Source organism: Burkholderia glumae LMG 2196 = ATCC 33617 (assembly GCF_000960995.1).
In the GTDB taxonomy this organism is placed as follows: domain Bacteria; phylum Pseudomonadota; class Gammaproteobacteria; order Burkholderiales; family Burkholderiaceae; genus Burkholderia; species Burkholderia glumae.
Window position 1 is genome coordinate 2,018,452 of the sequence record NZ_CP009434.1, and the last position, 26,982, is coordinate 2,045,433.

28 protein-coding genes and 2 pseudogenes are annotated in these 26,982 nt (G+C 66.6%); 11 read left to right on the plus strand and 19 right to left on the minus strand.

Annotation, left to right across the window (positions count from 1 at the left end; genetic code table 11):
- Nucleotides 1–61: 61 nt before the first annotated feature.
- Together KS03_RS09370 and KS03_RS09375 are read right to left on the minus strand one after the other, a co-directional pair.
- Nucleotides 62–310, minus strand: coding sequence for a hypothetical protein (locus KS03_RS09370; RefSeq protein ID WP_017432648.1), 249 nt, complete (start codon nucleotides 308–310; stop codon nucleotides 62–64).
- A 160-nt stretch (nucleotides 311–470) separates the two neighbouring features.
- Complete coding sequence (locus KS03_RS09375; protein ID WP_012733754.1) at nucleotides 471–2,192, minus strand: methyl-accepting chemotaxis protein; 1,722 nt, start codon at nucleotides 2,190–2,192, stop codon at nucleotides 471–473.
- Nucleotides 2,193–2,351: 159 nt separating this feature from the next.
- Here KS03_RS09375 and KS03_RS09380 point away from each other — a divergent pair, with 159 nt between their 5' ends.
- Genes KS03_RS09380 through KS03_RS09390 form a run of 3 tightly spaced genes read left to right on the plus strand, consistent with a single transcriptional unit; the run spans nucleotide 2,352 to nucleotide 3,542 of the window.
- Nucleotides 2,352–2,687, plus strand: coding sequence for an ArsR/SmtB family transcription factor (locus KS03_RS09380; protein ID WP_012733753.1), 336 nt, complete (start codon nucleotides 2,352–2,354; stop codon nucleotides 2,685–2,687).
- On the plus strand, nucleotides 2,684–3,115 hold the full coding sequence (locus KS03_RS09385; protein ID WP_012733752.1) for a YeeE/YedE family protein: 432 nt from the start codon (nucleotides 2,684–2,686) through the stop codon (nucleotides 3,113–3,115). The genes KS03_RS09380 and KS03_RS09385 overlap by 4 nt, the downstream gene beginning before the upstream one ends.
- A 1-nt stretch (nucleotide 3,116) precedes the next feature.
- Complete coding sequence (locus KS03_RS09390; protein ID WP_012733751.1) at nucleotides 3,117–3,542, plus strand: YeeE/YedE family protein; 426 nt, start codon at nucleotides 3,117–3,119, stop codon at nucleotides 3,540–3,542.
- Nucleotides 3,543–3,722: 180 nt separating this feature from the next.
- Here KS03_RS09390 and KS03_RS09395 read toward each other — a convergent pair whose 3' ends face one another.
- The 6 genes from KS03_RS09395 to KS03_RS09420 all read right to left on the minus strand — a co-directional run bounded on the left by KS03_RS09395 (nucleotide 3,723) and on the right by KS03_RS09420 (nucleotide 8,760).
- The gene (locus KS03_RS09395) at nucleotides 3,723–4,646 is read right to left on the minus strand and encodes a cation diffusion facilitator family transporter (protein ID WP_459208523.1); all 924 of its coding nucleotides are present in this window, start codon (nucleotides 4,644–4,646) and stop codon (nucleotides 3,723–3,725) included.
- A gap of 259 nt (nucleotides 4,647–4,905) precedes the next feature.
- The gene (aroE, locus tag KS03_RS09400; RefSeq protein WP_012733749.1) at nucleotides 4,906–5,739 is read right to left on the minus strand and encodes a shikimate dehydrogenase; all 834 of its coding nucleotides are present in this window, start codon (nucleotides 5,737–5,739) and stop codon (nucleotides 4,906–4,908) included.
- 7 nt (nucleotides 5,740–5,746) lie between these two features.
- The gene (locus tag KS03_RS09405) at nucleotides 5,747–6,961 is read right to left on the minus strand and encodes a CaiB/BaiF CoA transferase family protein (RefSeq protein WP_012733748.1); all 1,215 of its coding nucleotides are present in this window, start codon (nucleotides 6,959–6,961) and stop codon (nucleotides 5,747–5,749) included.
- Complete coding sequence (locus KS03_RS09410) at nucleotides 6,958–7,419, minus strand: MaoC family dehydratase (protein WP_012733747.1); 462 nt, start codon at nucleotides 7,417–7,419, stop codon at nucleotides 6,958–6,960. The genes KS03_RS09405 and KS03_RS09410 overlap by 4 nt, the downstream gene beginning before the upstream one ends.
- Nucleotide 7,420: 1 nt before the next feature.
- Nucleotides 7,421–7,813, minus strand: coding sequence for a VOC family protein (locus KS03_RS09415; RefSeq protein ID WP_012733746.1), 393 nt, complete (start codon nucleotides 7,811–7,813; stop codon nucleotides 7,421–7,423).
- Nucleotides 7,810–8,760, minus strand: coding sequence for a ketopantoate reductase family protein (locus KS03_RS09420; RefSeq protein ID WP_012733745.1), 951 nt, complete (start codon nucleotides 8,758–8,760; stop codon nucleotides 7,810–7,812). The genes KS03_RS09415 and KS03_RS09420 overlap by 4 nt, the downstream gene beginning before the upstream one ends.
- A 105-nt stretch (nucleotides 8,761–8,865) precedes the next feature.
- Between KS03_RS09420 and KS03_RS09425 the strand changes: the two genes are divergently transcribed.
- The gene (locus KS03_RS09425) at nucleotides 8,866–9,786 is read left to right on the plus strand and encodes a LysR family transcriptional regulator (RefSeq protein WP_012733744.1); all 921 of its coding nucleotides are present in this window, start codon (nucleotides 8,866–8,868) and stop codon (nucleotides 9,784–9,786) included.
- A gap of 135 nt (nucleotides 9,787–9,921) precedes the next feature.
- Here the strand turns inward: KS03_RS09425 and cysQ are convergent, their stop codons facing one another.
- Entirely contained in the window at nucleotides 9,922–10,728 is an 807-nt protein-coding gene (cysQ, locus tag KS03_RS09430; protein ID WP_012733743.1) for a 3'(2'),5'-bisphosphate nucleotidase CysQ, read from the minus strand.
- Nucleotides 10,729–10,830: 102 nt separating this feature from the next.
- Nucleotides 10,831–11,166: a hypothetical protein gene (locus KS03_RS31190; protein WP_127913907.1), complete on the minus strand. Its 336-nt coding sequence runs from the start codon at nucleotides 11,164–11,166 to the stop codon at nucleotides 10,831–10,833.
- Between KS03_RS31190 and KS03_RS09435 the strand changes: the two genes are divergently transcribed.
- Entirely contained in the window at nucleotides 11,156–11,620 is a 465-nt protein-coding gene (locus tag KS03_RS09435) for a GNAT family N-acetyltransferase (RefSeq protein WP_012733742.1), read from the plus strand. The two genes, KS03_RS31190 and KS03_RS09435, sit on opposite strands and share 11 nt — an antisense overlap.
- 107 nt (nucleotides 11,621–11,727) lie before the next feature.
- On the opposite strand, the pseudogene KS03_RS33340 reads toward KS03_RS09435, so the two are convergent.
- From KS03_RS33340 to KS03_RS09465, 7 genes and pseudogenes are all read right to left on the minus strand, one after another.
- Nucleotides 11,728–11,910, minus strand: a pseudogene (locus tag KS03_RS33340) (IS5/IS1182 family transposase); the annotation flags it as partial.
- 31 nt (nucleotides 11,911–11,941) lie between these two features.
- Nucleotides 11,942–13,270, minus strand: coding sequence for an NAD(P)/FAD-dependent oxidoreductase (locus KS03_RS09440; RefSeq protein WP_012733741.1), 1,329 nt, complete (start codon nucleotides 13,268–13,270; stop codon nucleotides 11,942–11,944).
- A gap of 36 nt (nucleotides 13,271–13,306) precedes the next feature.
- Complete coding sequence (locus tag KS03_RS09445; RefSeq protein ID WP_012733740.1) at nucleotides 13,307–14,083, minus strand: amino acid ABC transporter ATP-binding protein; 777 nt, start codon at nucleotides 14,081–14,083, stop codon at nucleotides 13,307–13,309.
- An 8-nt stretch (nucleotides 14,084–14,091) separates the two neighbouring features.
- Nucleotides 14,092–14,748 (minus strand): amino acid ABC transporter permease, encoded by a 657-nt coding sequence (locus KS03_RS09450; RefSeq protein ID WP_012733739.1) that lies wholly within the window; start codon nucleotides 14,746–14,748, stop codon nucleotides 14,092–14,094.
- Nucleotides 14,749–14,979: 231 nt separating this feature from the next.
- A complete protein-coding gene (locus KS03_RS09455) occupies nucleotides 14,980–15,786 on the minus strand; it encodes an ABC transporter substrate-binding protein (protein WP_012733738.1) in 807 nt (268 codons plus the stop codon).
- Nucleotides 15,787–15,905: 119 nt separating this feature from the next.
- Nucleotides 15,906–17,399 carry an aldehyde dehydrogenase family protein gene (locus KS03_RS09460; RefSeq protein ID WP_012733737.1) on the minus strand — a complete coding sequence of 498 codons (1,494 nt, stop codon included), beginning with the start codon at nucleotides 17,397–17,399 and terminating at the stop codon, nucleotides 15,906–15,908.
- 344 nt (nucleotides 17,400–17,743) lie between these two features.
- Nucleotides 17,744–18,358 carry a cupin domain-containing protein gene (locus KS03_RS09465; RefSeq protein ID WP_012733736.1) on the minus strand — a complete coding sequence of 205 codons (615 nt, stop codon included), beginning with the start codon at nucleotides 18,356–18,358 and terminating at the stop codon, nucleotides 17,744–17,746.
- Between the two features lie 263 nt (nucleotides 18,359–18,621).
- Between KS03_RS09465 and KS03_RS09470 the strand changes: the two genes are divergently transcribed.
- The 3 genes from KS03_RS09470 to KS03_RS09480 all read left to right on the plus strand — a co-directional run bounded on the left by KS03_RS09470 (nucleotide 18,622) and on the right by KS03_RS09480 (nucleotide 22,207).
- Nucleotides 18,622–19,506: a GNAT family N-acetyltransferase gene (locus KS03_RS09470; RefSeq protein ID WP_012733735.1), complete on the plus strand. Its 885-nt coding sequence runs from the start codon at nucleotides 18,622–18,624 to the stop codon at nucleotides 19,504–19,506.
- Between the two features lie 227 nt (nucleotides 19,507–19,733).
- Nucleotides 19,734–21,212: an NAD-dependent succinate-semialdehyde dehydrogenase gene (locus tag KS03_RS09475; protein ID WP_012733734.1), complete on the plus strand. Its 1,479-nt coding sequence runs from the start codon at nucleotides 19,734–19,736 to the stop codon at nucleotides 21,210–21,212.
- Nucleotides 21,209–22,207 carry a M14 family metallopeptidase gene (locus tag KS03_RS09480; protein WP_012733733.1) on the plus strand — a complete coding sequence of 333 codons (999 nt, stop codon included), beginning with the start codon at nucleotides 21,209–21,211 and terminating at the stop codon, nucleotides 22,205–22,207. Before KS03_RS09475 ends, KS03_RS09480 begins: the two co-directional genes overlap by 4 nt.
- On the opposite strand, the gene KS03_RS32725 is transcribed toward KS03_RS09480, so the two are convergent.
- Nucleotides 22,174–22,506: a hypothetical protein gene (locus KS03_RS32725; RefSeq protein ID WP_017432239.1), complete on the minus strand. Its 333-nt coding sequence runs from the start codon at nucleotides 22,504–22,506 to the stop codon at nucleotides 22,174–22,176. The two genes, KS03_RS09480 and KS03_RS32725, sit on opposite strands and share 34 nt — an antisense overlap.
- Before the next feature lie 100 nt (nucleotides 22,507–22,606).
- Here KS03_RS32725 and KS03_RS32730 point away from each other — a divergent pair, with 100 nt between their 5' ends.
- Nucleotides 22,607–22,996, plus strand: a complete 390-nt coding sequence (locus tag KS03_RS32730) for a cupin domain-containing protein (RefSeq protein ID WP_017432238.1) — start codon at nucleotides 22,607–22,609, stop codon at nucleotides 22,994–22,996.
- Nucleotides 22,997–23,131: 135 nt separating this feature from the next.
- Nucleotides 23,132–24,925 carry a methyl-accepting chemotaxis protein gene (locus KS03_RS09490; protein WP_012733732.1) on the plus strand — a complete coding sequence of 598 codons (1,794 nt, stop codon included), beginning with the start codon at nucleotides 23,132–23,134 and terminating at the stop codon, nucleotides 24,923–24,925.
- A gap of 184 nt (nucleotides 24,926–25,109) precedes the next feature.
- On the opposite strand, the gene KS03_RS09495 is transcribed toward KS03_RS09490, so the two are convergent.
- Entirely contained in the window at nucleotides 25,110–26,006 is an 897-nt protein-coding gene (locus KS03_RS09495) for a hypothetical protein (RefSeq protein ID WP_045678757.1), read from the minus strand.
- A 442-nt stretch (nucleotides 26,007–26,448) separates the two neighbouring features.
- Here KS03_RS09495 and KS03_RS09500 point away from each other — a divergent pair.
- Nucleotides 26,449–26,850 (plus strand): annotated as a pseudogene (locus KS03_RS09500) (MFS transporter); the annotation flags it as partial.
- Between the last annotated feature and the right edge of the window lie 132 nt (nucleotides 26,851–26,982).

Below are 26,982 nucleotides of genomic sequence, written 5' to 3' on the forward strand. Positions count from 1 at the left end.
CAGCCGCAACACCGCGCATCGGCTCGCACTGCGTCGATGCATCCAGATCGGCGGCGGCCGCCTAGTCGGCCGGATCTCGAACCAGCTCGCGCAAGCGGGCGAGATTGTCGCGAAAGGCCGCGCACGCGGCCGCATCGAGAGCCATGCCGACTTCGTCGCTCATCGCCTCGAACAGCGCGATGACGCCGCGCCCCATCGCCCGGGTCTCGGCGTCCAGTTCGAGAGCGGAGCGGCCGCACGTCATGTCCTGCAGGAGCCCTTCGGCATTGCGCAGGACGGTGGCGTAGCTGAGGCGGGGTTGGTCGGTCATGGTCGGCTCCGGCGGAAAAAGGTGCCCGGCGCGGCCCGCCGGGCATGAGGTAATGAGCACCAGAAGCCGATCGGCGGCAGGCGCCGCCACGGCATCACCTCGTGCCTGCGCATGCGCAAGCGCCGCTGCCGGTCAGGCCGAACGGCCGCCTGCCTGCGCGTCAGAACGTGGCCCACTCGCCGCTTCCCGCCCCGGCCGCAGCGGCCGCCGGCGCGGCCACCCGTGCCGGCAGCCGTGCCGGTTCGGGACGGCGCTTGGCCTGCTTCGGCGCGACGCTCACCTGCCGCTTCACGGCGGCGGCGGGCTCCGTCTGCACCCTCGCATCGACCCGGAAGATCGACACCGTGGCCCGCAGATTTTCCGCCTGATCCGCCATCGACTGCGCCGCGGCCGTGGCCTGCTCCACCAGCGCCGCGTTCTGCTGGGTGACCTCGTCCATCTGCGCCACCGCCACGTTGACCTGCTCGATTCCCGTGCTCTGCTCCGCCGACGCCGACGCGATCTCGCCCATGATGTCGCTGACCCGCTTCACCGAGCGCACGATCTCGTCCATGGTCGTGCCGGCATCGCCCACCAATTGCGAGCCCGCTGCCACATGCGATACCGACGTCTCGATCAGTTCCTTGATTTCCTTGGCCGCCACCGCGCTGCGCTGCGCCAGCGTGCGTACCTCCCCGGCGACCACCGCGAAGCCGCGCCCCTGCTCGCCTGCGCGCGCCGCCTCGACCGCCGCGTTGAGCGCCAGGATATTGGTCTGGAAGGCAATGCCCTCGATCACGGAAATGATCTCGGCAACCTTGCGCGAGCTCGACGTGATGTCATCCATGGTGCCCATCACCTGCCGGACCACGTCACCGCCCGACGTAGCGGTCTGCGAAGCCGTGACCGCGAGCGTGCTGCCCTGCCGGGCATTGTCGGTGTTGTGCTTCACCGTCGAGGTCAGTTCCTCCATGCTGGCCGCCGTCTCTTCGAGCGATGCCGCCTGTTCCTCGGTGCGCTGGGAGAGATCCACATTGCCCTGCGCAACCTGGTTGGCGGCAACCGAGATGGATTCGGCCGAGGTCTTGATGCCGTGCACGATCGAGGTCAGCCTGGCGCGCATCGCTTCCAGCGAGGCCATCAGGCTGGTCGAATCGCCGGGCTTCAGATGCAGGTCCACCATCAGGTTGCCATTGGCGATCTCCGCCGCCACCGACTGCGCGAGGCCGGGTTCGCCGCCAAGCTGCCTCAGGATGCTGCGCGTAATGAGGACCGCGGCCACGGCCGCCACCAGCAGCGAGGCCGCGACGATGGCCGCGATCAGTACCCGCACGCTCGAGTACAGGCTCACGGCGTCCCGTTGCGCCTGGTCGTTGAGCTGGTCCTCGAAATCAGCCAGCTCGACCGCGCGTGCCAGCCAGGTTCGTTGGGGCGTTCTGGCGTTCTGCAGCAACTCGCGGGTAGCGCCCTCCCTGTCGTTCGCCAGGCTCAGTTGGGCCGCCTTGCGCAGCGGCGGCAGTGCCGCCGCCTCGTCTCGCCTGATCTGAGCGAGGAGCGCTTTCTCGCGCTCCGTCGTACCGGGTTCGTCGGTAAACAGCTGCGACAGCTTCTGGTACGCGTCGGCATAGATCTGCTCCTGCTTGCTGATGCGCTCGGCCTCCTTGGCCATGTCCTGCGCGTCGCTGAGCAGCGCCAAATTTCGCACGGCGATCGCCCGATCCTGTATCGAGGTGCGCAACTGGTTAGCCAGCTTGGTTTCGGCGTTGTTCACGCGTGCGATATCGTCCAGCCTCCCATTCAATTGCGACAGGCCATAAAAGCCAATTGCCGCTACTGCCAGCAACAAGGCGGTCAACAACCCGAACCCGGCGATCAGGCGGGTGGATACAGTCACGTTTTTCATTGCGGCTCCCGACCATGTTGAACACTCTTCCAGATTGTTTACGACATCCATACAAACTACTGAAGGTCGGGAAAACCTTATCCTGATCAATATATTGAAAAACAATATGTTTTAAATTATATTGACTCGACCTGATCCTCTGCCGGAAGGAGCCGATCGATGCAAACCCCGTTGTCTCACGCCGCACTCGACTCGCTGCGGCAATCCGCGACGAAGTGCTGTGCCCTTCTCAAGGTCATGGCGCACGAGGACCGCTTGCTGCTGTTGTGCCAATTGAGCGAAGGCGAATACAACGTCGGCGAACTGGAGGCGGCGGTCGGCCTTCGCCAGCCGAACCTTTCGCAACAGCTCGGCGTGCTGCGCGACGAGGGTCTGGTCGTGACGCGGCGCGAGGGAAAGTACATGTACTACCGCCTCGCGAGCGCCGAAGTCGTGAGCATCATGGAGACCTTGTCGAAACTGTATTGCGGTGACGCCAAGGGGCGGCCGGCATGAGCCTCGACCTCGCCCACTTCACGCCCTTGCCCGCGCTCGCCGGCGGCCTGCTGATCGGCCTCGCGGCGACGCTGCTGGTGCTCGGCAACGGCCGTATCGCCGGCATCAGCGGCATGCTCGGGGGTCTGCTCGACGCCGGCCGGGATCGTTCCTGGCGCGCCGCGTTCGTGATCGGACTGCTTGGCGCGCCCTGGTTGGCCAGGCTTTTCACGACACTGCCGGCGGTCTCGATCACGTCATCGCCTGCGGTGCTGGTGGCGGCCGGCCTGCTGGTCGGCATCGGCACCCGTTACGCGTCCGGCTGCACCAGCGGCCATGGCGTGTGCGGCCTGTCACGCGGTTCGCTGCGCTCGCTGGCCGCCACGGCAAGCTTCATGGCCACGGGTTTTGCGACTGTCTACGTGATCCGCCATCTGATCGGGCTTTGACATGCTGCTTCTCAACGCGCTGCTATGCGGCCTGCTGTTCGCGGCAGGACTGCTCGTCTCCGGCATGGCCAACCCGGCCAAGGTGCTGGGTTTCCTCGATATCGCGGGCAACTGGGACCCGTCGCTGGCCTTGGTCATGGCCGGCGCGATCGCGGCCGGCAGCGTCGGCTTCGCGATCGCGCGCCGGCTCAAGCGCAGCCTGCTCGGCGCACCGCTGTCGATGCCGACCGCCACGCGCATCGACCGCCGCCTGCTCGCGGGCAGCGCCATGTTCGGTGCCGGCTGGGGCCTGGCGGGGTTCTGCCCGGGCCCGGCTCTGGTGAGCGCGGGCGGCGGCGAGATCAAGGCGATCTGGTTCGTCGTCGCGATGCTGGCCGGCATGAAGATTTTCTCGTTGCGCGAACAACGCGCGACTCGTGCCGATTGACCGCAACCCTGCAGGCGCGTTCGTGCCGGCGGCCGTGCCCGGCCTGCCTCCCGGGATCGTTCGAGGTGGGAAACCGCCATCGCGGCCAGGCTCGAATGCCGCGCTGCGGGAACGCACCGGGCGCGGACGCAACGCGGGCCGGCGCTTGCGCCAGGACGCGCTCGCGACGGCCGCCGGCCCTCAGGCGTGCCGCGGGCGCCCCACGCGCGGCCCGCTCGGCGCCACCGGATCGACGTGCGTCATGACGCCGAGCACACGGTGCCGCGTCATCAGATTGTTCTCGACCGCGGTGGCGATCTCGTGCCCCTCGACGATCGACAGGCTCGCCTCGACCTCAAGATGCACGTCGACCAGGATCATGTCGCCCATTTTCCGGGTCCGCAGCGCATGAAAGCCCGCCACGCCCGGCGTGGCGCCCACCGTCTCGCCGATGCGCGCCACCTCCTCGTCGTCCACGGCGCGATCCATCAGGTCGTTGATCGCCGTCCAGGCGAACTGGCCGCCCATGCGGATGACCATCAACCCGACGACCAGCGCGGCCACCGGGTCGAGAATCGGATAGCCGAGCAGGTTGCCGGCGATGCCGACCAGGGCCACCAGCGACGAGGCGGCATCGGAGCGGGCATGCCAGGCATTGGCGGCCAGCATGCTCGAGCGCAGCCGTTTCGCCACGCGCAGCATGTAGCGAAACAACAGTTCCTTCGCCACCAAGGCGGCCATCGCCACCCATAGCGCGACGGCATGCACGCTGGCGATCGAGGACGGCTCGGCGAACTTGCGCGTTGCCGCCCACAGCATGCCGCCGCCCACCGCCAGCAGCAGCATCCCGAGGATCAGGCTGGCGGCGGTCTCGTAGCGCTGATGCCCATAGGGATGGTCGCGATCCGGGCCCTTGCGGCTCTGCGAGCCCGCGATCAGCACGACGAAATCGGATACGAGATCGGACAGCGAATGTATGCCGTCCGACACCAAGGCCTGCGAGTGCGCCGCCAGGCCGATCGTGACTTGGGCCAGCGACAGCACCACGTTCACGACCGCGCTGATCAGCGTGCTGCGCCGGCCGGCGTCGAGCTGCTGCGACTCGGGCGAGGCGGCATTGGTCATGGCGGGTCCCCCGGAGAAGGCGTAATGGAATTCGGCGGTGTGTCCAGGGTTGGATTGTCGCATTCCACTTGCCGAAACGCCGCTATAACCCCTTGTTTTTGCTTTGAAAATAAATAGGAATGCGTCTCGGTTTTCTTCAGGCCCGGCATTCCGGAAGCGGCCGGCACGGCCAGGCGAAGCCCGGCGCGTGACGGCCTGCGCCGCGGCGCCGGGCTCCGGCGCGACCGTGGCCCGGACCGGAACCGGAGGCAGCGCGGCGCTAATCGAGCGGCACGGCCAGCTGGTCGATCACCGCCTGCGTGTCCGGGCGCACGCCGCGCCACCAAGCGAAGGCTTCGGCGGCCTGCTCGACCAGCATGCCGACGCCGTCCGCGATACCGGCGACGCCGGCATTGCGGGCCAGCCGCAGGAACGGCGTCAGACGCTTGCCATAGGCCAGTTCATAGGCGGTGCCGTGCGGGCTGAAGACGCCGGGCGGCACCGGCGGCAAATCTCCCGTGAGGCTGGCGGAGGTCGCGTTGACGACCAGCTCGAAGCGCCCCATCCGCTCCAGCTCGGCGTAAGCGCAGGCGCGCGCCGGCCCGAGCGCGGCGCCCTGCGAAACCAGCGCCTGCGCCTTCTCGACATGACGGTTGGCAATCACCAGTTCCGCGGGGCCCGCGCCGAGAAACGGCAGCAGCGCGCCGCGCGCCGCGCCGCCGGCACCGAGCAGCAGCACGCGCCGGCCCGCGAGCGGCGCGTGCAGATTCACCTCGATGTCGCGCAGCAGGCCGATGCCGTCGAAGTTCTCGGCCAGAATCCGGCCGCCGTCGAACTTGAATGCGTTCGCCGCGCCCGCCAGGCTCGCCCGCTCGCTGCGCGCGTCGGCCAGCTCGAACGCGGCCAGCTTGAACGGCGCGGTGATGTTCATGCCCTTGCCGCCCGCCGCGATGAACTCGCGCACCGTGGCCGCGAACGCGCCGGCGGGTTCACGCGGGCCCTCGATCGCCGTGTAGTCCATCGCCTGCCGGGTCGCATCGGCGAACATCCGATGAATCATCGGCGATTTGGTATGGCCAATGGGGTTGCCGATCACGGCATAGGTATCGCGCATCGTCGCCTCACTTGTCGTACAGCACGCCATCGGCCTGCATCGCCTCGATCTCGGCCGCCGTGAAACCCAGCGCTCGCGCGATTTCGGCGTTGTGCTGGCCCAGATCGGGCGCGACCTCGCGAATCGTGGTGTCGCACCCGGAAAAGCGGAACGGCAAGTTGGGCAGGCGCAGCGTGCCGTAACGCGGGTGCTCCTGCTCGACGATCATGCCGCGCGCCTGGATCTGCGGATCGGCAATCACTTCGTCGATACGCTGCACCTTTGCGCACGGCACGTCGATGGCGTCGAGCAGCTCGAGAATCCGCGCGACCGTGCGTGCGCCGACCCACGGCTCGACCACCGCGAGAATCTCGCGCCGATGGGCGTTGCGCCCCACGCTGTCGTGAAACCGCGGATCGGCGCCGAAGCCTGGCGGGCCGCCGTTCGCCTCGATCAGCGCGGCGAAGCGCTTCCATGCCTCGTCCACCTGCGCCGCGATCACCAGATCGCCGTCGGTCGCGCGGAACACGCCGTACAGCGTGGAGCCGGGCATGTCGTGTCCGGTCTGCTCGGGCAGGACATCGGCAAGCGTGTAGCACTGGACCGCGTACTCGTGCATCGACACCAGCGTGTCGTAGAGCGCCATGTCGATATGCTGCCCGCGCCCGCTTTTCACGCGGCCGAGCAGGGCCGCATTGATCGCCGCGACCGCATGGATTCCCGTGTACATGTCGCCGAGCGAAATGCGCAGCAGCGGCGGACGCTCGCCCGGCGAACCGACCATCTGCATGATGCCGCTCTTGGCCTCGGCAATCAGGCCGAAGCCGGCGCGATGCGCGTCCGGTCCGGTGTGCCCATATGCCGAAATCGAGCAGTAGACCAACCCGGGATTGCGCGCCGACAGTGCTTCGTAGCCGAGCCCGAGCTTGTCGAGCGCGCCGGGACGATAGTTCTCCACGAACACGTCCGCCGAGTCGCACAGCCGTTCCATGAAAGCCCTGCCGCGCGGCTCCTTCATGTTCACGCTGACGCCGCGCTTGCCCATGTTCAGCTGCAGGAAATAGCCGCTCGAACGCGCGTCGAGCACGGTGGCGTGCTGGCGGCCCGCGTCGCCGCCGCCGGGTCGTTCGACCTTGATCACGTCCGCGCCCAGCGCGGCGAGGCAGCGCCCCACGTAAGGCCCCGCGAGAAAGTGGCTGTAGTCGACCACGCGCATCCCTTCGAGTGGACGAGCCTGCTTCATCGCGCGGCTCCCGGCCGACGCGGCACCATCAGGCGATGTTCGCCGCGTTGCACGACCTCGCCCTGCTGGTTGATCAGCTCCGACGGCAGTATCACGATGCCCCAGTCCGGACGGCTCTTGCTCGGCCTCATCGAGCCGACGCGAAACTTCACGTGCAGCACGTCGCCGACCTTGATCGGCAGCACGAAATCCCAGCTCCAGCCCAGCGACATGCCCGGCAGGAAGCGATAAGCACTCTGCGTCTTCAGGCCGTCCGCGATGGACAGACCGAACAGCCCGTGCGCGACCAGGCAGCCGAAGTGGCTCGCGTTCGCATAGGCCTCGTCGACGTGCACGGGCGTATGGTCGCCCGTGAGGGTCGCGTAGGCCAGAATGCGTTCCTTCGTGACGGTGTAAGGCGGACTCACGCACTCGTCGCCTTCGCGCGCGTCGTCCCAGTATTTTTCGACGATGGTCATCTCATGCCTCCGAGCGCGGATCGATAGCGAGCGCCTGCGCGACGCAGCGCGCCGGCTTCGCCTGAATCAACTCGATGGCGAGGCCGTCGGGCAGGCGCAGCCAGTTCGGACCTTGCGGCATCGGCTGCACCTCGTAGCGGCGCGCCGCGGCCAGCGCCGCTTCGAGGTCCTCGCACATGATGCCGAGATGGGCGAGCCGTCCTTCCGGCTGCGCGAAATCCGGCATGCCGATGAACTGCATGCCGCCGAGCGTCCAGTACTGGCGCGGCGCTTCGGCCGTGCCGTCGACCTCGCGCATCGTCATGCCGAACACGTCCTCGAAAAAGCGGATGTGCCAGTGGATGTCGCGCACGAAAACGGCGACGTGTTCGAGATAGGCTCGCGGCGCGCTCATGCCTGGGCTCCCGCTTTCCGGCGATCCGCCATCGCGCGCTCGATTCCCTTGATGCAGGCCACGAGCGTGGCGTTGACGGGCGTCGGCACGCCGTGGCGCTCGCCCCAGCGCACGACCGAACCGTTGATGAAGTCGATTTCGGTCACCGAGCCCTTTTCCAGGCTCTGCAGCATCGAGGTCTTGAACGTCGCGGGCAGGCCTTGCGCGGCCAGCGTCCAGGCCTGCTCGGGATCGGTCATCGACAGCGTGACGCCGGCGGCTTGCGCGGCCGCGATCGCTTCGGCGACGGCCGCGAGCGACGCGGCCTTGAGCAGCGGCTCGTCGTAGAGCTGGCCATAGGTGAGCGACGTGATGCCGGTCAGCGCGCCCGTCGCGACGTTCACCAGCAGCTTGTCCCACATCGCGCCGACGATGTTGTCGCTGACCTGGGTGGCGAGTCCCGCGCTGCTGAATGCCGCGGCGAGGCGTTGCACGCGCGGGCTCACGCGCCCGTCCAGTTCGCCGATGATGGTGTGCTTGCCGACCACCCCCGACTCGATATGGCCGGCGCCGCGCAGCACGCCGCCCACGTAGGTCTTGCCCGCGAGCACCCGTTCGCGGCCCACGGCATCGGCGAGGATGTCTTCATGGCCGAGCCCGTTCTGCAGCGACAGGACCAGCGTGTCGGGTCCAACCAGCGCCTGGGCACCGCGAATCGCCGCGTCGGTCTGGAACGATTTGACGAGCACGATCACCACGTCGGCCATGCCCGCCTCGCTGGCATCGGTGGTCGCGAGAACCCGCACCTGGCGCGAGCCGCGCGCGTCGTCGACGCGCAGGCCATGGGTGCGCATCGCCTCGACATGGGCCGGCGAGCGGTCGATCAGCCAGGTCTCGTGACCGCCTTCGGTGAGCGTCGCGCCGATCGCGCAGCCCAGCGCACCGGCTCCCAGCATCGCAATTTTCAAGAGCGTCTCCTTAACGTGTGAGGTCACGATAAGCGGCGCTGCACGATGTCGCAATGCAATGGAGAAAATGGCATCATTGCATTATTCAATATTGCTGATGCCGCGATGACGCCGACCGACCTGCCCGAACTGAAGCTGCTGCAGCTGTTCGACCTGCTCTACGACGCGCGCAGCGTCACGCGCGCGGCCGAGCAACTCGGCCAGAGCCAGCCGACCGTCAGCATCTGGCTGGCGCGTTTGCGCGAGCATCTGCACGACCCGCTGTTCGTTCGCACCGCGGCCGGCATGGTGCCGACCCCGCAAGCGGACGCGCTGATCGGCCCGTGCCGGGAGATACTCGAATCATTGCGGCGCCTCTCGACCTGGGAGGTCGCGTTCGACCCGGCGACCGCGCAGCGGCGCTTTCGCATCTGCATGAGCGACGCGAGCCACGTGACCTTGCTGCCGCGCTTGCTCGCGCACGTGCGGGCGCAGGCGCCCGGCGTAAGGCTGCAGGCCGCGCGCATCGACGGCAACACCGAGCGCGCGCTCGAATCGGGCGAGGCCGATCTCGCGATCGGCTACGTGCCCTGGCTCAGCGGCGGCATCTATCAGCAGCAGCTTTACGAGCAGGATTGGGTGTGTCTCGCGAACCGCCATCATCCGCGCCTTAAAAAACGCCTGAGCGCCAACGCCTATCGCACCGAAGGACATGTGGCGATCACGGCGGGCACCGGCACCGCCCTGCTCGAACAGGCGCTGCTGCGCGAGCGCATCGAACGGCAGGTCGTGCTCGAACTGCCCGGCTTTCTCGGGCTCGGCGCGATCGTTCGAAACACGGATCTGATCACGACGTTGCCGCGCCACATCGGCGAGACGCTGGCCCAGGCGAGCGATCTGGCGGTCCATGGGTGCCCGATTCCGGTCGAGGGCTTCGCGGTGCGGCAGCACTGGCACGCGCGCTATCACCACGAGGCGGGTAATCAATGGCTGCGCGCTCTGGTTGCCCGCTTGTTCGGCCACTCGAGCAACGCACCGGAAGGCTGAGCCGGCCTGTATGCGCCTGCTCTCAGCTTGGTCACCGGCGTCGATGCGCCCGTTTCGTTGACGGTGTCGTTGACGAAAGGACGGCGCTGGCGTGATGGCAGCCGGCGTCATCGGCCTGGATTGGCGTCGAGCGGCTTATCGGCGCGGCGTCACCGACGCGCCATCCGCCCAGGCGATGAAGTGCGGATTGGCGAAATCGCTGTCGCCCTGCTGGCGGGTCTTGCCGTAGTCGAGCCGGGCGCCGTCCGCGCGCACCACCGTTCCGCCGGCCGCGCTCAGCACCGCGTGGCCGGCCGCCGTGTCCCACTCCATGGTGCGGCCGAAGCGCGGGTAGACATCCGCGCGGCCTTCCGCAAGCAGGCAGAACTTCAGCGACGAGCCGGCGCTCGCCTGGTCGGTCACGCCATGATCGGCGAGAAACGCTTCGGTTTCGCGGCTGTGGTGGGAGCGGCTGACCACGGCCGTCAGGCTCGCCCCGCGCGGGCGCGTGCGGATCGGCCGGCGCGCCTCGACCCTCAGATCCGCGCCGAGCACGAGCTTCTCGGCGCGGCCCTCGACCGCCACGTAGGCGCAGCGCAGCGCCGGCGCGAGCACGATGCCGGCCACCGGCACGCCCTGCTCGATCAGCGCGATATTGACGGTGAAATCGTCGCGCCGGGCGATGAACTCCCGGGTTCCGTCCAGCGGATCGACGAGGAAGAACCGGCCGCCGCCGATCTCGGACACGCGCCCGGCGGCGACCGCTTCCTCGGCCACCACCGGGACGCCGGGAAACGCGGCGGCCAGCCCGGACAGGATGATCGCCTCGGCACGCTGGTCGGCGTCGGTCACGGGCGAATGATCGTTCTTGTAAGCCACGTCGGGGCCGGCGCGGTACACCTCGAGGATCGCCGCGCCGGCGTCGATGGCAATGCGTTCCAGCGAATCGCGAAGGGCAGTCATGGTCGATTCAAGCTTCCAGGCGAGGCGCACCGCGATGCAGGCGGACGGGCCGGCACGTCGTGGCCGGGCGTGTCCGGTCGCCGCCGCGGCGCTTCGCGCGCCTCACGGGTCAGGACGGTTGTCGTGCGGCGCGGTGAGCTCGCGCTCGCGCCGCCGACACGCATTGTGCCCGTTGCCGCTGCAGATTTCCCGACTTTGTTGACGACGGCGGCGTGCACCGGCACGGCGCGGCAGTTCGAGGCTGGTGTCGGCGATCTCGCGGGCGATCGGCGCAAGCGCGCCGGTGCCGCGCCTGACGCGCCGCCGGGGCGAAAACAGAACGAGCGTGGCTGCGCAACCAGCGGGGCCGGTGCGATACTGATGCTGCCGCCGCGCGGCATTCACCGCGTGGCGCCCTCCTCTGACGAGACATGACGGGACGCGCTTCATGATCATCAAACCAGGCGACTTCGAACATCCGCAGGTCCAGGATCTGCTGAGTCTGCACTTGCAGGGCATGCATGCGAACTCTCCGCCGGACAGCGTGTCCGCGCTCGACCTGTCCGGCCTCAGGCGGCCGGACATCGCGTTCTTCACCGCCTGGGAAGACGACAGCCTGCTCGGTTGCGGCGCACTGCGCCAACTCTCGCCAACCCGCGGTGAAATCAAGTCGATGCGCACCTATCCGGCGCATCTGCGCCGCGGCGTGGCCTCACGATTGCTCACGCACCTGCTCGGCCTCGCGCGCGAGCGCGGCTATACGCGCGTGAGCCTGGAAACCGGTTCGGGCGATGCCTTCGAGGCCGCCGTGGCGATGTACCGGCGCCACGGCTTCATCAAGGGCGAACGCTTCGGCGACTACACCGCCACGGGCTTCAACCAGTTCTTCCATCTCGATCTGGCCGCGAGCTGAACGCCTTCAGGCGCACGCCTCGGCCTCGCGGCGCGTGTCCCACCGCTCCCCCCGCCTCGCGCCTTCCCGCCTTCTGCGCCGCGCCGGCGCCCGCTGCCGGCGCGCCGGCCGAATGCGAGGAACGCTTCGTGACTGTCCACGAGGCTCGAAGCAAACGCGGCGTCGACGAAAACCGCGCAGCCTGGCCTGCATGCGTTCGACCATCCGGCGAAAGCTGCCCAGCCCCTGCCATGCGCGATGCGCGGCCTAGCGATCACGGGCTCGATGCCGCGTTCGCGCAACCGCTGACGAGGCGAAGCGCAGTGCCGCTGACATGCGCCCTCACATCATTTCCGGGGTCTTGATGAACGTGCCGTCAGTGAAACGGCTCAATCGGTACGGCGAGGTATCTATCAGCGGTTTCGCCCCCATCACCATATCGGCGACCAGTTCTCCGGCCGCCGGGCCCAAGGCGAACCCATGGCCGCTGAATCCGGTCGCCACATAAAATCCCGGCAAGGCCGCGATGTCGGAGACGATGGGAATCAGGTCGGGCGTGGTGTCGATTGCCCCGGCCCAAGCGTGCACCACCCTCAGTTCGGACAACTGGGGAATCGCGCGCCTGACGTTGTCCAACGCGATTTTCACGAACTCGAGATCGGGCTTCGGGTCGAGCACGCGGCAGCGTTCGAACGGAGAGACCTGATCGAATTGCCAGCTCGCCGATGCCTCGGGACCGTCGAACCACGGTTTGGCAAGCCGGTATTTGAGCTTCTTGCCAATCTCGTTGCGGTAATTGCGGCGATACCGTAGCGCGTTTCGCAGGCCGAGCGGTGCCAGGTCGATGCGCCCGTAACCGGGAACAGCCAGCGTATATCCGCCGTCCAGCCGGCGACGGATCGCAAACCCGGGGCCGCTGAAACAACCGTTGATCACGCTTGCCGCCGCGGACGTGCGCATCGTCGTGCCAATCACGTTGACAACCGGCAGGTCGATCTCGTGACGCTTGCAAAAGCGGGAACTCCACGCACCGCCGGCACATACCACCGCGCCTGCCTTGATCAGGCCGCGCTCCGTCCACACGCCGCCGACACGCCCGGCGCTGAGCTCCAGGCCGCGTGCCGCGCAATTCTGATAAAGCACGGCCCCCCGTCGCTTCGCACCCTCGGCAAGGGCCGAGGCCGCGCGCGAAGGTTCCGCGCGGCCGTCGTCGGGCGACCAGACTCCCCCGGCGTAGCGGGGGCCGCCTTGTGGAGCACGGCTGTTGATTTCGTGAGCGCTGAGCAGATGACTGACAAAACCGATTTCGCGCGCCTGCCTGCACCAAGCCTCCCATCGAGCGATGGCCTTCGCGTCGTTGCTGGCGTAAAGAATACCTTCGCGCCGAAAACCCAGGTCGATCTGGATTTCATCGCGCAACTCGCTCCAGCGGCGCAGGCTGCGCATGGCAAGCGGCAGCTCGAAGAGGTCGCGATTCTGCTGGCGAACCCAGCCCCAGTTGCGCCCCGATTGCTCCCCGCCCACCATGCCCTTGTCGATCAGGGCGACTGACACACCGCGTCGCGCCAATTCGTAGGCGGTAGCGGTCCCGACGATCCCCGCGCCGATTACGACCACGTCGACGGCGCCTGAAAATTCGGGCGTGTCGTACACTTCTTCGACCAGCAGCATTTCAGACTTCCCTCATTCGATTGACGCAGCCGCCGGTCATGCCGCGGCTCCGGTGCTGCCGTCGTTCGCGTGCGGACCCTCGGCGCGCTGCGTCAACACATGACGCAGAAACTCCCGAGTCCGGGCTTCGCGCGGCGAACCCAGTACCTCCTTGGCGCTGCCCTCCTCGATGATGAGGCCCGCATGCAGGAAGCACACGCGATCGGCCACTTCCCGGGCAAAGCCCATTTCATGCGTGACGACCAGCATCGTCATCCCTTCGCGCGCCAGCGTGCGCATCACGCCCAGCACCTCGCCCACGAGTTCCGGGTCCAATGCCGACGTGGGCTCGTCGAACAGCATGGCCTTCGGCTTCATCGCCAGCGACCGCGCGATCGCCACGCGTTGCTGCTGGCCGCCCGACAGCTGATGCGGATAAGCGTCGACTTTATGGGCCAGGCCGACCTTGTGCAGCAATTCGATCGCCTCGCGCCGGGCTTGCGCAACCGGCTCGCGCTTGACATGCACCGGCCCTTCCATCACGTTTTCGACGGCGGTACGGTGCGGAAACAGGTTGAACCGCTGGAACACCATGCCGACCTGGGTGCGGAGTTGATGGATATGACGCGAGCGCTGATCGACGAGTTGATCCAGTAGCTTGATCTCGCCCGAATCGTACGATTCCAGCGCATTGATGCATCGGAGCAGGGTCGACTTGCCGGAACCCGACGCGCCGATCAGACACACGACCTCGCCCTCCCTGACGCCCAAGGTAATGCCCTTGAGCACGGGCACGTCGCCAAAGCTCTTGTGTATGTTCTTGATCTCGATCATTTGCAGCCTCACTTCACCTTGTGCTTGCCGAAGCGCCGTTCGAGTGCCTTCGTCAAGCTCATCAACGGCAGGCTCATGGCGAGATATCCGATCGCGACGAGCGTGTAGACCTCGAGATTCTGGAAAGTCGCGGCCGCGATCAGCGAGCCTTGACGCGTCATCTCCGAAACGGTGATCGTCGATGCCAGCGACGAATCCTTGAGCATCGATACCAGCGTGTTGCTGTAAGGAGGCAACGCGACCTTGATGGCTTGAGGAAGAATCACGCGCGTCATCGTCTTGACGCGCCCCATGCCGATGGATTGCGCTGCCTCGTATTGGCCCGGATCGACGGATTCGATGCCGGACCGAATGATTTCGGCCACGTAGGTGGAATACCCGAAGGCCAAGCCCACGATGCTCGCCTGCAGGGCGCTCATCTGCAGCCCGATCGAGGGCAGTACGAAGTAGATATAAAACAGCAGCACGATCATGGGCAGCCCACGCACCACGTTGATCAGCGTGGCTGCCGCGCGCCGGACCGGCGCGTGCCGCGACATCTTCAGAAGCGCCCAGACGAGACCCAGCATCGTACTGAGAACCAGACAACTGATCGTGATAAAAACGGTCAGCCCGGCCCCTTGCAACAGGATGGGGACGAATTCGACGATATCGCTCCAACGCATGCTTTGCTTTCCTAATAATTTTCCGCACTTCGAGAACGGCGCCGTCTGCGCTGCCGCCATCGAGAGCAGATGACCTCGATAGCGGCACTCGGAGTATGCGGCAAACCGGCCGTCTCCTGACGAACCGTTGGTACCCCGGTGCATCCGGCGAGTCGGAGCGCGTCCCGCTCGACCCGGCAAAAGACCCGCGCCGCTATGCCCTCGCACCAGGCCCGCTTGACATCCGGCACGTCAATCGACGTAATTCCATTTCTTCAGGATCTTGTCCAACGTCCCGTCCGCCTTGATCTTTGCCAAGCCATCGTTGATTTTCGACAGCAAGGCCGTATTGCCTTTCTTCACGCCGAATGCAATCGGGACCTGCCGGAGCGGTTTGAATCCGTCCACCACACGGCAGCCCTGCAGCGTACCGGCCGCCTCCTGCGCCTTCCAGATCGGATAATCATTGAATGCTGCCGTAATCCGGCCAAGCGTGACATCGCGGGCCATATCGGCGGCATTGTTGTACAACTTCACTTCCTTGAAGATGCCGAGCTTCGCGAGTTCCTCCGAGGTTTCCTCGCCGGCGCCGGCGCCGACCACCGTGCCCTTCAGGTCGTCAATCGTCCGGTAAGCATGCTTGTCGTTGGCGCTGACGATGATGCCCTTTCCAAAGAAAGCCACGGGCTGAGAAAAATCGATCACCTCTTCCCGCCTCGACGTCGGCGTCATTCCGGCCACGATCAGGTCGATCTTGTCGGAGACGACCGACTGGATCAAGGCGGAGTAGGGAATGACGTTGAATGAAACGCCGAACCCCTCACGCTGCCCGATTGCGCGGATGACGTCCGGCATGACGCCTTCGATCTGATTGGTCTTGATGTTCAAGAAGGCGTTGGGAATGCTGGACGGCGTGGTTCCGGCGGAAACCGTCAGTTGCGCTGCCCATGCCGGGCTGGCTCCCAACGCGGCGGCGACCGCCAAGGCAGCGGTGACGAGAATGCGCTGGAAGAAACTGGCGTGCTTGCCCGAAGCACGGTGCGGCGTAGGTTGGAACATGGTCTATCCTTGAGGAAGTTTCTTTATCCACGTGCTGCAAAAGCATGCCGACAAGAGGTTCGCCTGCCTTTACATGCCGAAACGCATTCAATGCGGTGCCGTTCAACGGCTGCTCACCGTCACATTCGGTCGAAGTCGATCAGCACGCTCTTGTATCGTAGGCTGGCTTCCAGCGCCTGGCGCCCCAGATCTTTCCCGATACCCGACTGCTTAAATCCTCCGGTGGGAATGATCAGGTCTGCGCTGCGGCCATAGCGATTGATCCAGACGGTGCCGGCAGCAATCCGGCGCATCGCGCGCATCGCCTGCCCGATGTCGCGCGTGTGGACGCCCGCACACAGCCCGTATGTCGGGTGGCCCGCCAAGGCGATGCCTTCCTCTTCGTCCTCGAAGGTCTGAACGGTCAGCACCGGTCCGAACAATTCCTGCTGCACCGCAGGCGTCGATTCGGTCACATTTGCCAACAGGGTCGGCCGATAGAAGCAGCCGCCGTCGGTATCGTCGAAGTAGCCGCCGCCGAAGACGAGCTCGGCACCGCCCGCCAGGCTCTCGTCAATGAGCGCGTCTATCCGCTCGGCTTGGCTGCGGTTGATGATGGGCGAATAGCCTGTCGTGCTTCGCCATAGCGCTCCCGGGGCGAGATGCGCCAAGCTGCGCTGCACCGCGTCGAGCAGCGGCTCGACGATGCGCCGGTGCGCGATCAGGCGCGTACCAGCGACGCATGCCTGACCGCCATTGGCGGTGAACCCTCGCGCGATGCAGCGCGCGGCATGCGCCATGTCCGGTACGTGCTCGAACACCAGCTGGGGGCTCTTGCCCCCCAGTTCGAGCGTGACGGGCTTCGTGCCATGCAAGGCCGCGTCGCTCATGATCGCGGCACCGGTTCGCGTAGAGCCGGTAAAGCTGATCTTGGCGATATCGGGGTGGCGGGTCATCGCGGCGCCGGTCGTCGTGCCGCGGCCGTTCACGACATTGAAGATGCCGGGCGGGACACCCGCTTCGATTGCCAGTTCGGCCAACCTGAGCGTCGAGAACGGCGTCAGTTCCGACGGCTTCAGTACCACCGCGTTGCCGGCGGCGAGCGCCGGCCCGCACTTCCACGAGCACATCGACAGCGGGAAATTCCATGGTGTGATCGCACCGACCACGCCATAGGGTTCCGAGACCACGAATCCCGCACTGTCACGGCGCGTTGCCGCGAACTCGCCGCCGAGCTTGTCGGCGAGTTCGGCGAAAAAACGTATCGCTTCCGCCGTGAACGGCACATCGGACGCATAGGCCTCGGCAACCGGGCGCGTCGAACCCACCGCCTCCAACTGCGCAAGGCTCACCGCGTGCCGATCGATCAGCTCCGCCCAGCGAGACAGCACCTTGGCCCGCTCGCGTGGCGCGCGCGTCGCCCAGTCGCTCGCCTTCCATGCCTGCAACGCGTTGCTGACCGCATGGTCGACCGTGTCGGCGGAGGCATCGGGGATATGGCCGAGCAGCCGGCCATCGGAAGGCCGGTAAACAGGGATCAGCGTCTCATCGGTTGAATAATGCCTTCCGCCAATGAAGTGCCCCTGTGGCAACGACACGGTAGCCGGATCAAAATCGAGTGGCGGGATGGACATGCTCTAGCTAGCCTCAAAATCGGGAGCGGCGCTGACGCCTGGCTTCGCTCCCCACGTCACCGCAAGTTACACGGCTTGTCGATCGCGGGACATGCAATGAACAGGCCTCAGGCGAGTTTCAGTATAATGAACCAACCATGAATTGCCAGCGGTCAAAAAAGAAAAGCGGAAGTTTTCGTTGTGCGGCGCGGAAGATTTCGTTCCCCGCCAGGCTGCCTGAGCGCCGCTCACGCAGCCAGCACAACCGTTCGCCGAGACGGCCGGGCCCGCGCCGCATCGCACGAACCGGCGATGCAACAGGTCATGGCGCCCCGCCCTGGCGCGCGGCGCGCCGGGCGGGCGACTCACAGATGCAGGACCGGTGGCTGCGTGTTCATGACCCACAGCACGCGCGCCGTCTCGGCGCCCTCGTTGCGCACGCTGTGCGGCACGGTGCTCTTGAACTGGAAGCTATCGCCTGCGCGCAGCACGGCGCGGCGATCGCCGACATTCAGGACGATGGCGCCATCGAGCACGAGCCCGGCTTTCTCCCCCACGCCCACCAGCACTTCATCGGAGCCGGCGCCTGCGGGCAGCAGGATGATCATCATCTTGAGGTCGTGATCTCCGGGCGGCGATAGCAGCTCTTTCTGCATGCCTTGCTTGCCGACATCGAACAGCGGCCGCTCGTCGGCCTTGCGCACGAAGTCGCCCACCACCGGGTCCGAGGCGGCGCCCTCGTCTTCCAGCAGCGCGGAAAGCGGCACCGACAACGCCTGCCTCAGGCGCTCGAGAATGCGCACCGACGGGTTCGCCTTGTTGCGCTCGACCTGACTCACCGTCCCGACCGACACCCCGGCGCGCATGGCAAGTTCGTTGACCGACAAGCCTTGCTCGACGCGCAGGGCCCGCAGGCGGCCTCCGACGTCGGAATGACGGAGTTCCGTTACGTCCTTCTTCTTAACCTGTGCTGGCTTCATGCAAACCCCTGTTGAACTGTTCAATACCCTCGGCCCCGCGCAGTCGCGCTTCATTCGCTCATCCGCTCGTGCCCGCCTTCGACCCGAGCCGGCCTGCCCGTTCGTCGGCAGCGCTGGGCGGCAGGAATTTCTTGATCATTATATTGAATAATGCCATATTCCGTTGAACGCTCGGCGGTGGCTCACTCAGGTGGCAGCGATGCACTGGCCCGCTTCGCGGCGATGGTGCATGTCGAGCCCGGCATGCCGCTATAGGAGTTCCCGTGTCTGCACCACCCGTCCAGAAGGCACCGGCCTTCCGTGCTTTCGAAGCCGCCGACCTCGGCGCGGCCCATGCGCTGTCGCTCGCCGCCGGCTGGCCGCATCGCGCGGAAGATTGGCAATGGATGTTCGCGGCCGGCGGTGGATTCGTGGCGTTGGACGAGGGCGTGGTGATCGGCACCGCACTCTACTGGAAATACGGCAGCGATCGCGCCACGCTCGGCCTCGTGATCGTGTCTGCCGAAGCACAGGGGCGCGGCATCGGCCGGCAATTGATGGAGCGGGTGCTCGGCGCACTCGGCAAGCGCGTCACGTTCCTGCATGCCACGCCCGCCGGCAAGCCGCTCTATGAAAAACTCGATTTCAAGGTCTGCGGCACGCTCGATCAGCATCAAGGCACGGTCAACCGTGTGGCGCGAGTCGAACCGCCCTCGGCAGAGCGATTGCGTGCGCTGAGCTGCGATGACGTCCCACGGGTCATCGAACTGGCGTCACGCGCGAGCGGGCTGGACCGCAGCGAGATCATCCCCATGCTGCTCGACGTTGCGCAGGGCGTCGTGCTGGAGCGCGACGGGGAACTGCTGGGTTTTTCGCTCGCTCGCGGCTTCGGTCGCGGTTACGCCATCGGCCCGGTCGTGGCGGCACGGTCGCCAGACGATGCGCGCGCCAAGGCGCTGATCTCCCACTGGCTCGCGATCTACTCCGGTGAATTCGTGCGCATCGACGTGCCAGGCGAGGCCGGCCTCGGCGCTTGGCTGGATGCGCTTGGCTTGAAGCGCGTCGACACGGTGGTGAAGATGGTGCGCAACGCGCCGGCCGAGCCACACCGCGGCGCACCGGACGCGAGATACGGCGTATTCGGAATCCTCAACCAGGCGATGGGGTAAGCGGCGATGGCCGTGCCGGGCGAGTCCGATCCGCAGCGCGCGGCAGTATCGGCCGAGCGCTGCGCTCAGCGCGCGCCAGCGCCTGCGTTTCGCGCCTGGCCAGCCACCGGCGAGCCGTCCGCGATCCGTCTCATTGCCTGGTCATCGAGCACGCCGAATGATTCGCCGGCGACGCCGAACGCGATGCGTTGCTCGCCCGCACCGACTCACGCACAGGAAGCGATCTCATGAGCCTCGATCTAGAAAAGCAAGCGCGCGCACTGATCCGCGCCGAGAATTTCATCAATGGGAGCTGGGTCGCCGCGGCGAGCGGACGCCGCTTCGCGGTCACCGATCCCGCCACGGGAAAACTGATCGCCGAGGTGGCCGATAGCGGCCCCGCCGATGCGCGTGCGGCAGCCGACGCCGCCGCCGCGGCGCTGCCCGCGTGGCGCGCAATGCTGCCCAAGGAACGCGCGGCGATACTGCGCCGCTGGCATGCTCTCATCCTCGAGCAACAAGAAGCGCTTGCCGCCCTCATCTCGCTCGAGCAAGGCAAGCCGCTCGCCGAGGGCCGCGGCGAGGTAGCCTACGGCGCGTCCTATGTGGCATGGTTTGCGGAGGAGGCCACGCGCATTTACGGCGACCTCATCGCTGAGCAGCAGCGCGGCAAGCGCATGAGCGCAATCAAGGAGCCCATCGGTGTGGTGGCGGCGATTACGCCGTGGAATTTCCCGTTGGCGATGATCGCACGCAAGATCGCGCCGGCGCTGGCCGCCGGCTGCACGGTCGTCGCGAAGCCTGCCGAGGACACGCCCCTCACCGCGATTGCGCTGGTGATGCTCGCGCATCAAGCGGGCGTGCCCGAGGGCGTGCTCAATTTGATCTCGGCCTCGCGCGAGTCGGCCGTCGAGGCGGTCGGCGCATGGCTCGCGGATGGGCGGGTTCGCAAGATCACCTTTACGGGCTCGACGCCGGTTGGCAAGTATCTCGCCCGCGAATCGGCCAGCACGCTGAAGAAGGTTTCCCTGGAGTTGGGCGGCAACGCGCCGTTTATCGTATTCGAGGACGCAGACCTGGAGGCGGCCGTGACGGGCCTGCTTGCCGCCAAATTCCGAAACGGCGGCCAGACCTGCGTCAGCCCCAACCGCGTGTACGTCCAGCGCAGCGTCTACCCGCGCTTTTCCACCATGTTGAGCGCCAGGGTAGCCGAGTTGCGCGTCGGCCCCGCCAGCGATTCGGCTTCGCAGGTCGGCCCGATGATCAACTTGCGTGCGATCGAGAAAATCGAGCGCCACGTGGATGATGCCGTCGCAAATGGTGCGTCCGTGTTGGCGGGAGGCAGGGTGCTCACCGAGCTGGGAGTTCGGTACTACGCCCCAACGGTGCTCGCCGATGCAACATCCGATATGTTGCTGTTCGAAGAGGAAACGTTCGGTCCCGTCGTGCCGCTCTTTGCATTCGATACCGAACAGCAGGCCGTGCAGGCCGCCAACGATACGCCATTCGGCCTGGCGTCGTACTTCTACAGCCAGGATCTGCGGCGCATCGATCGCGTCTCACGCGCACTCGAGGCCGGCATCGTCGGTATCAACGAAGGGGTGCTGGCGTCGGAAGCGGCACCGTTCGGCGGCGTGAAGGAATCGGGCTATGGCCGCGAAGGCTCGAAGTACGGGCTGGACGACTATCTGTCGATCAAATACCTGTGTCAGGGAGGCCTGGCATGACGATCGCGGCCTATCCGATCGAAATCGACTTTCCCGATATCTCCGTCCATGCCGCGGGCAATCGGGGCGTCCCCTACGTCTATACGTTCGATTCCGGCGTGGCTGGCCCACACGTGATGATCAACGCTCTCACGCACGGCAATGAGGTATGCGGAGCGATCGTCGTCGACGAACTGCTGCGCGCGCGGCTGCGCCCGCGTCGCGGCAGCCTCACGCTGTCGTTCGCGAACGTGGCCGCCTATGCGCGCTTCGATCCCGCGGTGCCGGACCAGGCCCGTTTCGTCGACCAGGACTTCAATCGGGTATGGGCTGCCGCGACGCTCGACGATCTCGCGATGCGCTCGTCCGAACTCGATCGCGCCCGAGCGATGCGGCCCGTGCTCGACACGGTCGATTGGCTGCTCGATCTGCATTCGATGCACGAAAAGAGCGCGCCGCTGATCGTGGCTGGCCCGCTGCCAAAGGGCACCGAGTTGGCGATAGCCTTGGGCACGCCGGGCACGGTCATCTGTGACGAAGGCCACCCCGAAGGACGGAGGATGCGCGACTACGGAGGCTTCGGCGATCAAGCCAGCGCGAAAAACGCCCTCCTCGTCGAATGCGGGCAGCACTGGGAGAGCAGCGCGGTCACGGTGGCCCGCGACTGCGCCGCCCGCTTTCTGCTGCTGGCCGGTGTCGCCGACAGCAGCGACCTGCCGGCCGGATGGATCTCCCCCCTTCCAGGCGAGATGCGCGTCGTGCGCGTCACGGAACCCGTGGTCGCGCGGAGCATGGATTTTCGTTTCGCGGGGCCGTACACGGGCCTCGAGGTGCTGCCGAGCGCCGGCACCGTGATCGGCTGGTCAGACGGACAGGCCGTTACCACGCCCTACGACGACTGCGTCCTCGTCATGCCGTCCCTGCGCCAACTGCGGCCCGGCGTGACCGTCGTCAGATTCGGCAAAACCCTGCAGTGCATCGATCATTCGGCACGCCGACAGGAGCCAGCAAGGTGAAAGGCGAGCGAGACCCATCCGACGATGACCTCACCGATCCGCCGCGACCGGCCGATCTGCAAGGCCGCCATCGCTCGTTCATCGATATGCGGGAATTCGCGTCGCAGGCAAGCCAGGGCAGCGCGTCTCGCGACTTGCATGGGGACGACCGCTTTCTTGCCAGCCGCCGCTTCCTCGATTTGCCGCCTGGGCCGGTAAGCGCCGGCGCCATCACGCTCGCGCAAGGCAGCGGCACCGTATCGCTCCAACCCGCGGACGAATTCGTCGTCGTCGCCGACGGAACGATAAGCTTCACCCAAGGCGGCCAGACGCTCACGCTGCGGCCCGGCGAAAGCGCGGTGCTACGTCAAGGGCGCGGCGTACTCCTGGGCGGCGCCAGGGCCTGTCTCCATACCGTTCATGCGCTACCAGGGCAGCGATGGCGCCGGCGCCGGCCCCGCCATCGTGCCGATCGACCGGGCGCCGCAGTTGGCGCCATCGGGCGCGCCTCTCGCGGAACTGCTACTCACGCCGACTCCGCGCTGCCGCAATCAGACCGACTACCGTTCGGCCGACGGGCAATTCAGCTGCGGGACCTGGGATTCGACTCCCTATCATCGCGCCGCCATGCTTTATCACCATTATGAGCTCATGCACCTGCTCGAGGGCAGCGTGACGTTTGTCGACGCAAGCGGCCGCCGTGCAAGCTTTCATCGCGGCGACATTTTTCTTGTCGAGCAAGGTGCAAGCTGCAGTTGGGAAAGTCTCGAGCCGGTCGCGAAGGTGTACGCGATTTTTCGTCCGACCTAACGGCGCATCGCGCGCAGACCACGTCTCTGATGCAGTTTTTCCGCCGGCAGTCTCTGTCTGCGGTTCGCTTTTTCGCGCCTGACGGGGGGCGCACCTGGGTACGCAAATCACGTGATGAAATTCGGAGGCCATAAGATGCTGTCGTCTATTCGTGCCCGCGTCGTTCTCGCGTGCGTCGCGCTGGTCGTCTTTTCAGTCCTCACAAGCACCGCGACGGACTATTCGATAGCGAGGTCGAGCATGGAGGCTTCGATCGCCCATGAATTGACTTCGTCCTCCAACGATCACGCCGCCGAGATCGGCGAGTGGATCGCGGGGAAAACCCAGATGATCGCGTCGCTACAAGACGTCGTTCTCACGAACGACCCTCTCCCCATGCTTCAGCAGATCGCCGTCGCGGGGGGATTCTTCGACGTCGGCGTTGGTTACCCCGACAAAACCGCGAAGTTCAACGATTGGCCGCACCCGCCTTCCAGCTATGACCCGACAGCCCGCCCCTGGTATCAGGCCGCCGCGCAAAGCGGCAAGCCCGTTGCGATCCCCTATGTCAGCACCAGTGGCGCGCTGCTGGTGGGGCTGGGCATCCCGGTGATACGCGACGGCGTGGTGAAGGCCGTGCTGGATGGCAATATTGCCTTGGACAGCGTGGTTGGAAACGTGAAATCGATCCATCCGACACCGTCGAGTTTCGGCATGCTCGTCGATCGCAGCGGCCGCATCATCGCGCATCCCGATCCGAAGCTAAGGCTCAAGCCGGTCACCGACGTTGCCGCCGATTTCATGAGCGTCATCACCGGATCGGCGGGCCCGGGAACCGCGCCGATGAAGATTGTGGTCGACGGGAGGACGAAGCTGGTGCGTGCGCAAAGCGTGCCGGGAACCGACTGGGACGTCATCGTCGCGCTCGACGAGTCCGAGGCCACGGCTGGCATGCGCTCGCTACTGAGTGCCTCGGTGGTGGCCCTCCTCGTTATCGTCGGCGTGGCCTCCGTCATCGGCACGGCGATTACCGCGACCGCGTTCCGCCGCCTTGGCAACGTCTGCCAAGCGATGGCGAAAATCGGCGCGGGCACCGGCGACCTGACCCAGCGCCTGAGGGACGAGGGCCGCGACGAAGTCGCCAACATCGCGCGCTCTTTCAACCAGTTCGTGGCCAAGCTTCAAGGCGTGATGCTGGAGATTCGTGGCGCGAGCGAATCGGTGGGCGCCGCGGCGAATGAAATTGCCTCGGCAAGTCGAGACCTGTCGACGCGCACCGAATCGGCCGCAGCCAGCCTGCAGCAGACCGCCGCCTCGATGGACCAGATCTCGGGAACCGTCGACCAGTCGGCCGCCGCGGCCACCGAGGCCGACGAGCGATCGAATCTCGCCACGCAAATTGCCTCGCGTGGCGGCGAGATCGTCTCCGACGCGGTCGGCACCATGAGCGAGATCGAGCATGCGTCCAGCCAGATCGGCACGATCATCCGCGTGATCGACGGCATCGCGTTTCAGACCAATATTCTCGCGCTCAACGCGGCGGTGGAAGCCGCGCGAGCAGGCGAACAGGGCCGAGGCTTCGCAGTCGTCGCCCACGAGGTTCGCACCCTTGCGCAGCGCAGTGCGCAGGCCGCCCGCGAGGTGAAGCAACTGGTGGAGGCGACCGTCTCGCGCGTCGCCGCGGGATCCTCGCAGGTGCGTCGAGCCGGCGAGACGATGAGCGAGATCGTCAGTAATTCCCAAAATGTTCAGTCGATCATCTCCAGCATTGCCCGCGCCTCGACCGAGCAGACGCGCGGGGTTCAGGAGGTCAATCACGCGGTCATGCAACTCGACGCGATGGTCCAGCAGAACGCGGCGCTGGTGGAGGAAACGGCAGCCGCATCGACCGCTTTGCAGACGCAAGCCAATGCTCTGGCATCGGCAATCGGCAGATTTAAAATCGATTGAAAATCCCTGCGAGACATCTCGCAGCCGGGCATCGGCCCGACTGACGTTCGGCGCTGGATCGCGGGCGCGCGCGCGAGGCGAGTCACGCGCGCGCCCGTGAAAGCGATTGAGCTCGATGTCGGCCGATTGCGCCTTGCTCGCAGCGGTGCGCCACGCATCGGCCGTCCATCTCAGCGGCGCCGGCTCACTTGCACCACAACACCACGACGCCCCCGATTCCCGTCGTGTCCGGCAGCGTGGCGGAATAGCCGACGGCGATCAGCGGCTGCGCGGCGTCATGACCGACCACCACCGACTGGACCGACAACTGCCCGCTCGTCGCGGCGCCGTTCAGCGGCGTCTGCGTGCTGCTGAACGTGTAGGGCGTGCCATTGAGGCTCATCGACAGATTCAGGTTGTCGAGCGTGCCCGCCGCGAGATCGAGCGTGGCCGAACTCGTATTGAGCGTGCCGCTCGGGCCGCCCACGGCGTTCGCCACCTTGTCGGCGATCAGCTGCGTGCAGGCGAGCGTGCCGCTTTTCGCGGCCAAGGCCAGCGGCGTCCCGACGGCGTAGTGGACGCCCTGCTCCATGGTGTAGGTATTGCCGTCCGTGTCCATCGCCTGATTCCACCGGCCGATCGCCACGTCGGTGCCGACGCTCTGGATCTCGGACACCACCCCGCCGTCGTCGATCCCAAGGCAATCCGACGCGGCGGCCGACGAGGCGAGCGTCGTGAACGCGCCGCTCGCCTGCTGGATCTGGCTCGAGGCGGGCGCGTTCGGCGCCGTCATGTTGCGGCCCTTCGAATTGGCTTTCGGCAGGGTCGGCACGACCACCACCGCGAGTTGGCCGTTGCTCGCCGCGACCTGCGAGGCGGACCCCGAGTAAGTGAAGCTGCCGCTGGGCCGGCATGCCACCTGGGCGGCGGGCGGTGTCGAGGCCGACGGCGTGGACGCCGCCGGCACGGGCGCGGCGGGAGTGGAAGCCGCAGGGGCGGACGCGGCCGGCGTAGCGGCATCGTCACCGCCGCCGCATGCCGAAAGCGCCACTATGGCGAGCACGGTGTAAACAAACTGGAAGGCGCGTATGGTCTTTTTCATTGAATCGCTCTGCGTGTTTTCTCGGTGTCCCCGAGACATGGTTTTTAGAAGTGATGTTGACAACCCTAGCGCTGGCCTCTCGCTAGAGGCGCGTTGATAGCATGCGCGGGCTTGCCCGGTCAAGGCGGCTCGCCTCCGTCGCGGGCAGGCCGGCAAACCGGAGCCGTCGGCGCCGGTCGCGGGGCTTGCGCGGCCCGATGCAACTGGGGATGGCGCGTGCGCTCCCTATCGATCCAGCGGCGCCCGACGGCCCATCCGCACCCGCCGGCTTCACGCGCCGCGGCCACCACGCCGCCCCCTTCCGATCCGTCGCCACGCCTGATTCGCGCCGCCGGTGTACTCGGCGCTCGACATCGCGACGTCACCGCCGCCCGTCACCGCCGCCCGTCACGTCGCGGGCCGCCAGGTCAGCCTCATCGCCGCTCCCCTTCGGCACGCCGCCATGCGCCTCACGCTCGGCCGCCGTACCGCCACCGCGCTGCTCGTCGCCGCCGTGTTCTTCCTGGAGAGCCTCGACGCCAACGTGATCGCGACGGCGCTGCCGGACATGGCGCGCGACTTCGGCACGGCGGCCGCGCATTTGTCGATCGGCGTGTCGGCCTATCCGGTGGCGCTCACGGTGTTCATTCCGATCAGCGGCTGGCTGGCCGACCGGTTCGGCGCGCGCCGCGTGTTCGCGACGGCGATCGTGACGTTCACGCTGGCCTCGCTGCTGTGCGCGGCCAGCGGCAACCTGGCCGCGTTCACGGCGGCGCGCACGCTGCAGGGCCTGGGCGGCGCGATGATGGTGCCGGTCGGCCGGCTGGTGGTGTTGCGCGACGCCGGCGAGCGCCTGCTCGCGCGCGGCCGTTGAGGCCGGCGTAGACGGGGCGAGCCGCACGCAACCCGCCTCGCGACGGACATGAAGCCCGCCGGTGGCGCGCGAGCGCGCGGCACACCCGCTTGTTCCGAGGCGCGACCGGGCATGCCGGCGGTC